The following is a 13,317-nucleotide window of genomic DNA, read 5'->3' as shown; positions in this document are numbered from 1 at the left end:
GCCAGACTTACATCCTGTCGATCATCGCCTGGCCGAAGGCCGAGCACTTGACCTCGGTGGCGCCTTCCATCAGGCGCGCGAAGTCGTAGGTGACGATCTTGTCGGCGATGGCGGCTTCCATGGAGCGGATGATGAGGTCGGCGGCTTCCTTCCAGCCCAGGTGGCGCAGCATCATTTCCGCGGAGAGGATCAGCGAACCGGGGTTCACGTAGTCCTTGCCGGCGTACTTCGGCGCCGTGCCGTGGGTGGCCTCGAAGCAGGCGTACTGGTCGGAGATGTTGGCGCCGGGGGCGATGCCGATGCCGCCGACCTGGGCCGCCAGCGCGTCGGAGATGTAGTCGCCGTTGAGGTTCAGCGTGGCGATCACGTCGTACTCGGCCGGGCGCAACAGGATCTGCTGCAGGAAGGCGTCGGCGATCATGTCCTTGATAATGATCTCGCGCCCGGTATTCGGGTTCTTGAAGGAGCACCACGGGCCGCCATCGAGTAGCTTGGCGCCGAACTCCTTCTGCGCCACTTCGTAGCCCCAGTCGCGGAAGGCGCCCTCGGTGTACTTCTGGATGTTGCCCTTGTGCACGATCGTCACCGACTTGCGGTCATTGTCGATGGCGTACTTGATGGCGGCTCGCATCAGGCGGGAAGTGCCCTCGCGCGAAACCGGCTTGATGCCGATGCCGGAGGTGTTCGGGAAGCGGATCTTCTTGACCCCCATCTCCTCCTGCAGGAACTTGATTATTTTCTTGCAGGCATCCGTCTCGGCGGCCCATTCGATGCCGGCGTAGATGTCTTCGGTGTTCTCGCGGTAGATCACCATGTCGACCTTGCTCGGGTCCTTGAGCGGGCTGGGCACGCCCTTGAAATAGCGCACGGGCCGCACGCACTGGTAGAGGTCGAGTTCCTGGCGCAGGGCGACGTTGAGGGAGCGGATGCCGCCGCCGACCGGGGTGGTCATCGGGCCCTTGATCGAGACGGAGTATTCCTTGAGCAGGCTCAGCGTCTCCTCGGACAGCCAGACGTCGCCGCCGTATTTCTGCGTCGATTTTTCGCCCGCGTAAACTTCCATCCAATGGATCTTCTTCTTGCCGCCGTAGGCCTTGGCCACCGCGGCGTCGACCACCTTGAGCATCACCGGCGTGATGTCCACGCCGATGCCGTCGCCCTCGATGTAGGGGATGATCGGATTGTCCGGCACCGGCTGGCCGGGGACGATTTTCTTGCCATCCTGGGGAATCTTGATCAGAGAACTCGCGCCCATTGCAACTCCATCAGTAGTGGTGAGACGAAAAAGCAGGCCATAAAATAATATTATCCGCCTTTCTGAATCTTTGTGCCAGTTCGCCCCTTCGTTGCTCCAAGCCGGGCTTTCCCGCTATTCTCCGCAGTGCAGCATCATTGATTCATAGGTAAAAACGAAATGGATATTCCATCCGGCGAAAATCCGGTTGCTCAGTCGATTGCCCAGACCCTGGTCGATGGTTTCAACAAGCATTACCGCCTGTTTCGAGAAAGCAGCGCCCAGGCCAAGATGCGTTTCGAGACGGGCGACTGGCTGACGGCGCAACGCGCCGTGCGCGAGCGCATTGCCTTCTACGACGAGCGCGTCGACGAGACGGTGCAACTCCTGCAGGACCAGTATCGTGCGGACAGGATCGACGCCAATACCTGGCAGCTGGCCAAGCTGCTCTACATCGGCCTGCTGATCAACCACAAGCAGCCGGAGCTTGCGGAAACCTTTTTCAATTCGGTTTTCTGCAAGATCATGCACCGGACGTATTTCCATAACGACTTCATTTTCGTGCGACCGGGCGTGTCGACCGACTTCATCGAGGCGGACCCCCCGGTCTATCGCAGCTACTACCCGAACAAGACCGGCCTGCGCCAGGTCATTCGCGACATCTGCAAGGATTTCGCCTGGCAGTGCCCATTCGCCGACCTGGATCGCGATGTCGAGTACATCATCCAGGCCGTCATGCTGCAGATGGGGGGCAGGCTGCCCACCGCGGAGGCCAACTTCCAGTTGCAGGTGTTGCACTCGGCCTTTTATCGCAACAAGGGCGCCTACATCGTCGGCAAGGCCATCAACGGCGATTACGAATACCCCTTCGTCGTGCCGGTCCTGCATGACGACCGCGGACAGTTGTTCGTGGATGCGATATTGATGGATCCGGCGCAGATCCGAACCCTGTTCAGCCTCAGTCGCGCCTATTTCATGACGGACATGGAGGTGCCTTCCGCCTACGTAAAGTTCCTCTCCGGGCTGATGCCGCACAAGCCGCAGGCGGAGCTATACACCATGCTCGGCCTGGCGAAGCAGGGCAAGACGATGTTCTATCGCGACCTCATGCATCACCTGCGGCATTCGCAGGACGAGTTCATCGTTGCACCCGGCATTCGCGGCCTGGTGATGGCAGTGTTTACCCTGCCCTCCTTTCCCTACGTCTTCAAGGTGATCAAGGACGTCTTTGCGCCGCCGAAGGAAGTCGACCATGCCACCGTCAAGGCAAAGTACCTGCTGGTGAAGCAGCACGACCGGGTCGGGCGCATGGCCGACACCCTGGAGTTTTCCAACGTCGCCCTGCCGAAAGCCCGCTTCAGCCGGGAGCTTGTCGAGGAATTGCGGCGGGATTGCCCATCGCTCCTCGAGGAGGATGAGAACGAGATTGTCATCAAGCATGCGTATATCGAGCGGCGGATGAAGCCACTCAACCTCTATCTGGACAATGCCGACGAGGAGAAGCGGGAAGCGGCCGTCATGGAATACGGCAACGCCATCAAGGAACTGGCCTACGCCAACATCTTCCCCGGCGACATGCTCTTCAAGAATTTCGGCGTGACCCGCTTTGGCCGCGTGGTGTTCTACGACTACGACGAGATCGAGTACATGACGGACTGCAATTTCCGCCGCATCCCGCCGGCGCCCACCCCGGAGGCGGAGATGTCCGGCGAGCCCTGGTATTCGGTGGCCCGCAACGACGTCTTCCCGGAGGAGTTCGGCACCTTCCTGCTCGGCAACCCGGAAACGCGGCGGATGTTCCTGAAACACCATGCCGACTTGCTTGAGCCGGAGTTCTGGCAGCTGACCAAGCAAAAGATCCTGGACGGCTTCGTGCCCGACTTCTTTCCTTATCCGGAAGAAATGCGCTTCTGCAGGATGTTTGCCGGCGGATCCGAGCAGGCGTCGCAGAAGCGAGAGGTCGAGGCGGCGTGAGCCGTCTTGTCCTTTTCAACAAGCCCTACGGCGTCCTTAGCCAGTTCACGCCGGAAGCGGGGCACCGTTGCCTGGCCGACTTCATTCCCATTCCCGGCGTCTATGCAGCCGGTCGGCTGGATGCCGACAGCGAGGGTCTGCTGGTGCTGACCGACGATGGCCGCCTGCAGAAGCGCATCGCCGATCCGCAGCACAAGCTGCCGAAGACTTACTGGGCGCAGGTGGAAGGCGAGCCGACTGAGGCGGCGCTGCAGCGGCTGCGGCAGGGCGTCGACCTCGGCGACTTCGTCACGCGGCCCTGCGAAGCCGCGCGCATCGACGAGCCGGCCGGCTTGTGGCCGCGCGATCCGCCGATCCGCCGACGCAAGCACATCCCGACCGCCTGGCTTCGGATCGTCCTGCGCGAGGGCAAGAACCGCCAGGTGCGGCGCATGACGGCCAAGGTCGGGTTGCCGACCCTGCGTCTGGTGCGCGCTTCGATCGGGCCGTTTCCCCTGGCAGGATTGCAGCCCGGCGAATGGCGCGAGGCGGATGCCGCTCAGCTTTGACATGCGTCAATATGGCAGTCGCGACGGCTCTCAGAATGCAATGAAGGAACATACGGAACGGAGCGAATGAAGCAAGCCTTGGCCGCCGCCGCGTTGACTTTCCTCGTCAGCGTCGGTTTCTTGCTGTGGATCGCCGAGGACATGGCGCCGCGGGCGGAGTTCGTTCCCCATGTCGAGCCGCCGCAGGCAACCGAGTCCGACTATCTGCGCGCCGTCTACAGTCCGCTGCACTTCCGGCCGGCGATCGAGACGGCAAGCGATGCGCAATGCCTGGCCTGCCACCGTGAGGTGATCGAGGACAAGGTGCGCCCGGCCTCGCCTTCGGGACTGAAGACCGAAACGTTGCGCGCCTGGTACCAGGAGACGCCGACCTATGCCGGCGAGCAGGACACCTTCCATCGCCGCCATCTCGTCACGCCGCTGGCCAAGCGGCTGATGGACCTGCGCTGCAACACCTGCCACCAGGGCCACGAGCCGCGCGAGGAGGCGCAGGGCGCCGCGGCCGATTCGGCACGGCAGGACGATGTTGGGTTCACGCTGCGCAAGCAGGTGAATCCGGAAACCACCTGCCTGAAGTGCCATGGCCAGTTTCCCTGGCAGTTGATGGGCCTGCCCGGTCCGTGGGAAACGCACAAGGCCGCCTTCGGCGACAACTGCCTGACCTGTCATGCCGCCATCCGCACCAAGCGGCACGAAGTGAGCTACCTGAATGCGGCAGCGATCGAACAGGCCGGCAAGGAGGGCGCAGACGCCTGTTACGGCTGCCACGGCGGGCGCGCCTGGTACCGCATCGGCTATCCCTATCCGCGCACGCCCTGGCCGGACATGCCGGCCGAAGTGCCGGAGTGGGCAAAGAACCGTCCGACGCAATCCGAGGCACGTTTCCTCAGGAGCGTTGCGCAAGGAACCCGCCCATGAACGACAGCGACAAGAACGCTCACGATCCTTTGCTGAATCCGCAGCGGCGCAGCTTCCTCAGGACGGCCGCCGCCGGCGGTGCCGTCGCGGCAGCCGGCGGGTTGACGGGACTGACTTTCGTGAGCAAGGAAGCGCAGGCCCACGCCTACGAGCCCTATCCGACCGACGACCAGCTGACGACGGTGGTGACGAGCTGCGACCACAACTGCGGCTCGCGCCACATGCTGGTGGCGCACAAGAAGGGCGATGTCATCGTGCGCCTGTCGACCGACGACGGCCGCTATCAGGCCGGCGGCGCTTCCGGCTTCGAGAACGAGCAGGTGCCGCAGTTGCGCGCCTGCCTGCGCGGCCGTTCCTACCGCTCGCGCATCTATTCGCCGGAGCGCCTGCTTTACCCGATGCTGCGCGTCGGGGCGCGCGGCGAGGGCAAGTTCAAGCGCGTCTCCTGGGACGAGGCGCTCGATTTCATCGCGAAGAAGATGGTCGAACTGAAGGCCAAGTACGGCCCGACGGCGATCCTCGACCAGGCTTATGCCGGCACCTCCTACTGCGTGCTGCACAAGTCCGACCAGATCGAGGGCCTGCTGGCGCGCTTCCTCGGCATGTTCGGCTGCCGCACCAATTCCTGGTCGGTGCCGTCCTACCAGGGCACCACCTTCTCCAGTCGCATCACCTTCGGCACCATCGACGACGGCAACGAGGACGATGCCTTCGCCCACTCCAAGCTCATCATCATGTGGGGCTGGAACCCGGCCTACACCTTCCACGGCGGCAACACCTTCTACTACATGCGGCTGGCCAAGCAGCGCGGCTGCAAGTTCGTGTTGGTCGATCCGCAATACACGGACTCCGCCGCCAGCTACGACGCCTGGTGGATTCCCATCAAGCCGGGCACCGACGCCGCCATGCTGGCCGGCATGGCGCACCACATCTTCGCTAATAATCTCCAGGACCAGACCTTCATCGACAAGTTCGTGCAGGGCATGGATGCCGGCACCATGCCGGACTGGGCCAAGGGCAAGGAAAGCTTCAAGGATTACATCCTCGGCACTTCCGACGGCACGCCGAAGACGCCGGAGTGGGCCGAGCGGATCTGCGGCGTGAAGGCGGATGACATCCGGAAGCTTGCGCAGATGTACGCCACCACCAAGCCGGCGGCGTTGAAAGCCTCCTGGGCGCCGGGGCGTGCCGCCTACGGCGAGCAGTACAACCGCATGGCGGCGGCGCTGCAGGCGATGACGGGCAACATCGGCATCCTCGGCGGCAGCGCCGAGGGCGTCGGCAAGGGCTGGCACGCCGAGAGCGTCGCCTATCCCTACGACGAGTACGCCAACGTCTGGTACGCCTCGATCAAGTCCGACCGCTGGGCGCACTGCGTGCTGAACTACCCGAACGTCAAGCGCGAGGAAGTCGGCCTGTGGCCGCGCACCGACAAGCTCGATGGAGTGATCCCGAACATCAAGGCGATCTGGTGGCACGGCTCCGACTGGTTCAACCAGCTCACCAACATCAACAAGGAAATCGAGGCGATCAAGAAGCTGGAGCTGGTGGTCTGCCAGGATTCCACCATCACGCCCTCCGGGCTGTGGGCCGACGTGCTGCTGCCGATCGCCACGCACTTCGAGCGCCACGGCGTGGCGCTGCCCTGGTACAAGGGGCATTACTACATCCATCGGCCCAAGGCGATCGCGCCGCTCGGTGAGTCGAAGACCGACATCCAGGTGTTCACCGAGCTGGCCTGGCGGCTGGAGAAGCTCGATCCTTCGCTGAAGGACTTCGGCAAGCGCTACAACCCGCGCGCCGACCGCAGCTATTTCGACGACCCGGATGCGGTCGACGAGGCCTATCTCGCCGCCTGGTGGAAGGACAAGGTGCAGGTCCACCAGGGGGTGACGATGTCCTGGGAGGAGTTCAAGCGCCGCGGCGTCTACAAGTTCGTATTCAAGGAGCCGCTGGTGGCCTTCCGCGAGCAGGTCGAGCGGGGCAAGCCGTTCCGGACGCCTTCCGGCAAGATCGAGGTCTTCTCGACGACGCTGGCCAAGGTCACCGACTGGACGAAGACGCAGTGGGGCTACGCGATCCCCGCCATCCCGAAATGGATCGAGCCCTTCGAATCGCTCAACCACCCGCTGGCGAAGATCTACCCCTTCCACATGATCACGCCGCATCCGCGCTGGCGCACTCATTCGATCTTCCACAACATTCCCTGGCTGCGCGAGACCTACCAGCAGGAGATCACGCTGAATGCCAGCGATGCGAAACGGCTCGGCATCCGCACCGGCGACACCGTCGAGGTGTGGAACGCGCGCGGCCGCATCGTGCTGCCGGCCTATGTCACCGAGCGCTGCATGCCGGGCGTGGTGGTGGTGTACGAGGGCGCCTGGATGGACCGCGACGCCGCGGGCATCGACCGCGCCGGCAACCCGGATTTCCTCACCCTGGACGAGCCTTCGCCGGCCGGCGCCTTCGCCTACAACACCATCCTGTGCAACGTGAAGAAGACGGAGCGGGCGCACAAGCCGGGCTGGGACGTGCAGGCCACCTCCCGTTCGCACGTTTTCCGCCGGGATTACTGACATGGCGAAGAAACTCGACAAGGCCGAAGTCAAGAAAGCGCTGGAGCGCAAGGTCGCTCAGACCCGGCAGCCGGTGCAGCCGAAGACCCAGCTCGGCTTCATCCACCACAACGTCGACTGCATCGGCTGCCGCGCCTGCGAGATCGCCTGCAAGGACAAGAACAACCTGCCGCCCGGGCCGCGCTTCCGCCGGGTGATGTACGTCGAGGGCGGCAGCTTCCCCGACGTGTACGCCTACAAGGTGAACATGTCCTGCAACCATTGCGCCGATCCTGCCTGCCTGCCGGCCTGTCCCTCAGGGGCCATCTGGAAGCGGGCCGACAACGGCGTGGTCGACATCGACTCGACGCTGTGCATCGGCTGCCGCCGCTGCGAGGCGGCCTGCCCCTACGGCGCGCCGCAATGGGACCCGAAGGAGCAGATCATCAAGAAGTGCAACATGTGCATCGACGAACTGGAGGCCGGCCGCAAGCCCTATTGCGTGATGGCCTGCATGATGCGCGTGCTCGACATCGGTCCGATTGACGAGCTCGCCGCCGGTACCTGGAAGACCACCGCCCTGGGACCGGACGACAAGCCGGTGCGCCAGGTAAAGAACATGGCCGATCCCGCGCTGACCCGGCCTTCCATCGTCTTCATCCCGCACAGCAAGGGTCGGGTGGAGGGCAAGTCGTGAGTGGCGAATTGTCGCGCGAGCTGGCCGAGGCCCTGGCGGAGGATGCCGAGGCACTGGCCGCCCTGCACGACCGCGAACTGACGAGGGGTACGATCGCCGCCCTGCGCGAGGTCGGTTTTCCGGCGAATCTCGGCCTGCTGCCGGCGAACGAGCGCGGGCGGCAGACCTGGCGGATGATGGCCGCCGCCCTGCCGCGCGAAGCGGACCCGGCGACGCTGGACCGGCTGGCCGCCGACTACGCGGCGATCTACCTCACCGGCGCCTATGGCGCCTCGCCCTGCGAGTCAGTGTGGCTGGACGACGACCACCTGGCCTGCCAGGGGCCGATGTTCGCATTGCGCCAGCTGTATGCCGCGGCGGGGCTGGCGGCAGAGAACTGGCGCAAGCGGCCGGATGATCACCTCGTCCTGCAACTGCTCTACCTGGCCCACGCGGTGCGACGGGCGGCCGGGCCGGACGATCTGCGCCGACTGGCAGCAATGATGGACGAACATCTGCTGCGCTGGCTGCCGGATTTCGCCGAGCGCGTGTCGGTGCGCTGCGAACAACCTTTCTTCGCCGTGCTGGCGGGACTGACTTTGCTCTGGTGCGAACAGTTGCGCGACCTGCTCGCCGAACGCCTCGGCGAGCCGCGTCCCACGCGCGAGGAGATCGAGGTCCGGCTCAGACCGTCGCAGCGCACCGAGGCCGTACCGCTCGCCTACATGCCTGGCACTGCGCCAAGCTGGTAAGCTCTCGCTCCTTGATCCGGGAGCACCTCACGATGACCTTGCGATTCTTGCTTGCGGCCGCGATCGGCCTGATGACCTTCGGCGCAGCGCTGGCCGCGCCGACCATCGAGCTTTCCGCCGGCATGCATCGCATCGAGGCGGAGGTGGCGAGCACGCCGGGCGACCGCGCCACCGGCCTGATGAACCGGCCGTCGATGCCCGCCCATCGCGGCATGCTGTTCGTTTTCCCCGAGGCCGGCGTGCAGTGCTTCTGGATGAAGAACACCCTGATCCCACTGAGCATCGCCTTCCTCGACGACGACGGGCGCATCGTGCAGATCGCCGACATGCAGCCGCAGTCGCTCGACAATCATTGCTCGTCGAAGCCGGTGCGGTTCGCGCTGGAGATGAACGCCGGGTGGTTCAAAAGCCGCGGCCTGGCCGCCGGCGCCAAGATCAACGGCATTGGCAAGGCGCCGCCGGCCAGATACTGAAAACCCGAAAAGTCAGTCCCTGGAGAACGGCGCTTCCGTGCCGCTGCCTGCCGGGTCGTAGCCGGGCAGGGCGCGCACGGCGCGGCGGAAGCCGTTCCCCTTCAGCAGCGCGATCAGCGATTCGAAGGCCGGTTGGCGCAGCTGGTCGCGCCGCGTGACGAGGAAGTAATCCTCCTTCAGCAAGGGCACGAAGCCGAGGTCGAACTGGCGGGCCGCCGCCTCGACGCCAAGACCGGCGTCGGCATGGCCGCTGGCGATCATCGCCGCGACGGCCGAGTGGGTGAGTTCGACATCGCCATAGCCGGCGATGGTCCGCGCCGCGATGCCGTTCTCCCGCAGCAGCCAGTCGAGCAGCAGGCGCGTGCCGGCGCCGCTTTGGCGGTTGAGGAAGCGCACGTTCGGCCGCGTCAGGTCTCGGATGCCGCGCAGCTTCTTCGGATTGCCGGGCGCGACCATGATGCCCTGGGTGCGCTTCGCCACCCGGATGAGCACCTGCTGGCGCGGCCTGAGGTAGGGTTTGTACTGCTGCCACAGCGTCGCGCCGACGGCACCTTCAGGGCAATGGAAACCGGCCATTTCGCAGCGGCCCTCTGAGAAGGAGGCCAGGCTTTCCAGGCTGCCATGGAACTGCAGATCGACCTGCTGCTCCAGCTTGGCCAGGCGCGCGGGAAGCAGCGCCAGCGCCAGATCGTGGCTGGCATGGATGCGCGGCACCGTCCGGCCGGGCGTGACGGCCTCGGCCAATCCCTGCGCCATCTTTTCGGCAGCGGCCGCCAGTTGGGGCGCCAGCTGCTCGCGGATCTGTGCATCGAGCTCGAGCAGGCGCGTGGAGAACGGCGTCAACCGGGTGCCCAGCCCGCGCGCCGGGATCAGCAGCGGATGGCCGAAGTTCGCCTCCCAGCGCGCCAGCATGCCCCATGCATTGCGGTAGGAGATGCCGGCTTCACGCGCCGCCGAAGCGATGGAGCCGGTACGCCGGATGCGCTCAAGCAACCCCAGCAGCCGCGCCTCCTCGGGCTGCACCGGGCTGCCTCCGAAGGTCCAGCTGCAGGCCAGTGCCAGGCCTTTTATGCTGTCTGACGACATATTTGTGTCTCCAACGACTTTGGCTATTGTACGGGACGGCTGGCGAGCCACCATATGCAGAGATGTGCATATTAGACGGACCCGTCCGACACCCACAAGGAGACCTTACCCATGAGAAGCACAAACCTTTGGCGAGGCTTGCTGCTCGGCTTTCTGGTGGCGGCACTGCAGCCGGCACTGGCGCGCGACATCCGACTGTCTACCACCACCAGCACGGAGAATTCCGGGCTGCTCAAAACCCTGCTGCCGGCGTTCGAGAAGAAGCACGGGGTCAAGGTGCACGTCATTTCGGTCGGCACCGGCAAGGCGCTCGAACTGGGCAAGAACGGCGACGTCGACGTCGTGCTGGTGCATGCGCGGCCGTCCGAGGACAAGTTCGTCGCCGAAGGCCACGGCGTGAACCGCCGCGACGTGATGTACAACGACTTCATCCTGGTGGGCGCGCAGGAGGATCCGCTTGGTCTGCGGGGCATGCGCGACGTCATTGCCGCCTTCCGCAAACTGGGCGAGGGACGCGCCAAGTTCATCTCGCGCGGCGACAACTCCGGCACGGATCTGATGGAGAAGGCCTACTGGAAGGAAGCGGGCGTTGTACCAAGGGGGACCTGGTTTGTTTCCGCCGGCCTCGGCATGGGTGAGGTGCTCACCATGGCCGGCGAGATGAAGGCCTACACGCTGAGCGATCGCGCTACCTTCGGCGCCTATCGTGCCAAGACCGGCCTGGGAATCCTCGTGCAGGGCGACAAGAGAATGTTCAACCCCTACGGCATCATCGCCGTCAGCCCGAAGAAATATCCGGACATCAATTACGACGGGGCCATGAAGCTGATCGAGTGGATCACCTCGCCCGAGGGTCAGAATCTCATCGCCGGCTTCAAGGTGAACGGCGAGCAACTGTTCTTCCCTTCTTACGGAAAATAGGCAACAAAAAACCGCAGCTGCAAGTGTTTCGCAGCTGCGGTTCGGGTGAGGCAGGAGGTCAACCGGCGAAATTCTTCGCCGCGAAGTCCCAGTTGGCCAGGCTGGCGAGGAAGGTTTCGACGAACTTCGGACGGGCATTGCGGTAGTCGATGTAGTAGGCGTGCTCCCACACGTCTACGGTGAGCAGCGCCTTGCTGTCGCTGGTCAGCGGGGTGGCGGCATTGCTGGTGTTGACGATGTCCAACGAGCCGTCCGGCTTCTTCACCAGCCAGGTCCAGCCGGAGCCGAAGTTGCCGACGGCCGAGGCCTGGAACGCCTTTTTGAACTCGTCGAAGCTGCCCCACTTCTTGTTGATGGCCTCGGCCAGGGCGCCGGTCGGTGCGCCGCCGCCGGCAGGCTTCATGCTGCTCCAGAAGAAAGTGTGGTTCCAAACCTGAGCGGCGTTGTTGAAGATGCCGCCGGACGCTTTCTTGACGATCGTCTCGAGGCCGGCATTCTCGAACTCGGTGCCCTTGATCAGGTTGTTCAGGTTGGTCACGTAGGCCTGGTGGTGCTTGCCATAGTGGTATTCGAAGGTCTCCTTCGAGATGTGCGGCGCGAGCGCGTCCATCGCGTAGGGAAGCGGCGGAAGGGTGTGTTCCATGGTAGGTCTCCGATTTCAGTCAGGGTTGCTAAAACCCGAGCATTTTAGTCGGGTTAAATTCATTTGGCAATAATTGCGTTTTCAACTTTCCATTTTCCGGGTGACCTGCGCATCGGCTTCGCCCTCGCCGAATGTGAGGTGCAGCGCATCGCCTGCGGTCAGTTGCGTGCTGGTGCGGACAATGCTGCCGTCCGCTTTGCGGACGAGGCTGTAGCCGCGCAGCAGGACGGCCCGCGGGCTGAGGTGGGCGAGGCTGGCGGAAAGGTTTTCCAGTCGGGTGACTCGTCGCGACAGTCCCGCTGCAGCCGATGAGCGCAGGCGTGCAGCAAACTCATCCAGGTCGCGCCGTGCGTGGCGCAAATCCGGCCGGCGAAGGGCCAGGCGCGACTGGAGACGCTGCAAGTCGCCGGCACTTGCACCGACTCGCTGGCGCAGGCCGGCATCGAGCCGGGTGGAGAGGTGCGCCGTCTCTGCGCGCAAACGGCCCAGGCGCTCACCAGGATGCGTCAGTCTGCGCGCCAGCAGGTCGACGCGCTGCATGCGCTCCTGCAGGCGCTGCCGCATTTCCGTGCGCAGGAGAGCGGCAAGGCGCGACAACTCGCCTTGCGCCTCAAAATAGCCTGCGCTCGCCAGTTCGGCAGCCGCGGTGGGTGTGGCGGCGCGGCAGTCGGCCACCAGGTCGGCGATGGTGGTATCCGTTTCGTGGCCGATCCCGGTTATGACCGGCAGGGGACAGTCGTCGATGGCACGGGCAACCGTTTCTTCGTTGAAGGCCCAGAGATCCTCGATGCTGCCGCCCCCGCGAACGACGATGAGGACATCGCATTCGCCGCGGCTTGCCGCCGTTCGGATGGCTTCTGCGATATTCGCGGCGGCCCCATCGCCCTGCACGAGGGTGGGGTAGATCATTACGGGAAGATGCGGTGCGCGTCGCGCAAGGGCGGCCAGCACGTCGCGGAGGGCGGCTGCCTGCAGCGAGGTAACGACGCCGACGCGATACGGGAAGCGCGGCAACGGCCGCCTGCGTTCCGGCGCAAACAGTCCTTCCGTCTCCAGCTGGGTGCGCAGGCGGACGAATGCCTCGAACAGTGCGCCAATGCCGGCATGACGCAGAGCTTCGACGCTGAGTTGAAAGCCCCCACGCGCTTCATAAAGCGTGACGAGGGCGTGCGCTTCGACGCGCATGCCGTCCTGCAGCCGGAAAGGCAACAACTGAGCCCGGCTGCGGAACATGACGCAATCGACTTGCGCACATTCATCCTTCATTGCGAAGTAAAGATGGCCGGAAGCCGGCCGTCGCAGGTTGGAAATTTCGCCGCTGACCCAAAGCAGCGGAAAACGGCTTTCGAGCGTCTGGCGAGCCATGCGATTGAGCGCCGACACGCTAAGAATCTCTGCGCCTGAACTCGCTGTATCGTCTGTTTCCGCGGGCATTTGAGGATTCTAGCCGACGCCTGCCATTGCCTCCGTTATTCGCAGATGCCGATAGATAAGCCCCCTCTGGCGTATTGCTGCAACATGTTGATATTCATGAACA

The 13,317-nt window shown here is 64.2% G+C and carries 12 protein-coding genes; 8 read left to right on the top strand and 4 right to left on the bottom strand.

Annotation, left to right across the window (positions count from 1 at the left end; all coding sequences use genetic code 11):
• Positions 1–7 precede the first annotated feature (7 nt).
• On the bottom strand, positions 8–1,255 hold the full coding sequence (gene icd / locus ROZ00_08365; protein MDT3736222.1) for an NADP-dependent isocitrate dehydrogenase: 1,248 nt from the start codon (positions 1,253–1,255) through the stop codon (positions 8–10).
• A 159-nt stretch (positions 1,256–1,414) separates the two neighbouring features.
• Between icd and aceK the strand changes: the two genes are divergently transcribed.
• The 7 genes from aceK (at position 1,415) to ROZ00_08330 (ending at position 9,130) form a co-directional block, all read left to right on the top strand.
• Complete coding sequence (aceK, locus tag ROZ00_08360) at positions 1,415–3,208, top strand: bifunctional isocitrate dehydrogenase kinase/phosphatase (GenBank protein ID MDT3736221.1); 1,794 nt, start codon at positions 1,415–1,417, stop codon at positions 3,206–3,208.
• Entirely contained in the window at positions 3,205–3,756 is a 552-nt protein-coding gene (locus ROZ00_08355) for an rRNA large subunit pseudouridine synthase E (GenBank protein ID MDT3736220.1), read from the top strand. The genes aceK and ROZ00_08355 overlap by 4 nt, the downstream gene beginning before the upstream one ends.
• A 66-nt stretch (positions 3,757–3,822) precedes the next feature.
• Positions 3,823–4,674 (top strand): cytochrome c3 family protein, encoded by an 852-nt coding sequence (locus ROZ00_08350; GenBank protein ID MDT3736219.1) that lies wholly within the window; start codon positions 3,823–3,825, stop codon positions 4,672–4,674.
• On the top strand, positions 4,671–7,250 hold the full coding sequence (locus ROZ00_08345) for a molybdopterin-dependent oxidoreductase (protein ID MDT3736218.1): 2,580 nt from the start codon (positions 4,671–4,673) through the stop codon (positions 7,248–7,250). The genes ROZ00_08350 and ROZ00_08345 overlap by 4 nt, the downstream gene beginning before the upstream one ends.
• A 1-nt stretch (position 7,251) precedes the next feature.
• Positions 7,252–7,926 (top strand): 4Fe-4S dicluster domain-containing protein, encoded by a 675-nt coding sequence (locus tag ROZ00_08340; GenBank protein MDT3736217.1) that lies wholly within the window; start codon positions 7,252–7,254, stop codon positions 7,924–7,926.
• Positions 7,923–8,657 (top strand): molecular chaperone TorD family protein, encoded by a 735-nt coding sequence (locus ROZ00_08335; GenBank protein ID MDT3736216.1) that lies wholly within the window; start codon positions 7,923–7,925, stop codon positions 8,655–8,657. The genes ROZ00_08340 and ROZ00_08335 overlap by 4 nt, the downstream gene beginning before the upstream one ends.
• A gap of 32 nt (positions 8,658–8,689) precedes the next feature.
• Positions 8,690–9,130, top strand: a complete 441-nt coding sequence (locus ROZ00_08330) for a DUF192 domain-containing protein (GenBank protein MDT3736215.1) — start codon at positions 8,690–8,692, stop codon at positions 9,128–9,130.
• Between the two features lie 12 nt (positions 9,131–9,142).
• Here the strand turns inward: ROZ00_08330 and ROZ00_08325 are convergent, their stop codons facing one another.
• The gene (locus ROZ00_08325; GenBank protein ID MDT3736214.1) at positions 9,143–10,216 is read right to left on the bottom strand and encodes a substrate-binding domain-containing protein; all 1,074 of its coding nucleotides are present in this window, start codon (positions 10,214–10,216) and stop codon (positions 9,143–9,145) included.
• A gap of 111 nt (positions 10,217–10,327) precedes the next feature.
• On the opposite strand from ROZ00_08325, the gene ROZ00_08320 reads away from it, so the two are divergent.
• On the top strand, positions 10,328–11,137 hold the full coding sequence (locus tag ROZ00_08320; GenBank protein ID MDT3736213.1) for a substrate-binding domain-containing protein: 810 nt from the start codon (positions 10,328–10,330) through the stop codon (positions 11,135–11,137).
• 58 nt (positions 11,138–11,195) lie between these two features.
• On the opposite strand, the gene ROZ00_08315 is transcribed toward ROZ00_08320, so the two are convergent.
• Entirely contained in the window at positions 11,196–11,780 is a 585-nt protein-coding gene (locus ROZ00_08315) for a Fe-Mn family superoxide dismutase (GenBank protein MDT3736212.1), read from the bottom strand.
• 81 nt (positions 11,781–11,861) lie between these two features.
• Entirely contained in the window at positions 11,862–13,214 is a 1,353-nt protein-coding gene (xseA, locus tag ROZ00_08310; GenBank protein MDT3736211.1) for an exodeoxyribonuclease VII large subunit, read from the bottom strand.
• Positions 13,215–13,317 lie beyond the last annotated feature (103 nt).

Source organism: Denitratisoma sp., from assembly GCA_032027165.1.
GTDB lineage: Bacteria > Pseudomonadota > Gammaproteobacteria > Burkholderiales > Rhodocyclaceae > Desulfobacillus.
The sequence above is the reverse complement of the archived record's forward strand: the minus strand, read 5'-3'. Positions and strand labels throughout refer to the sequence as shown.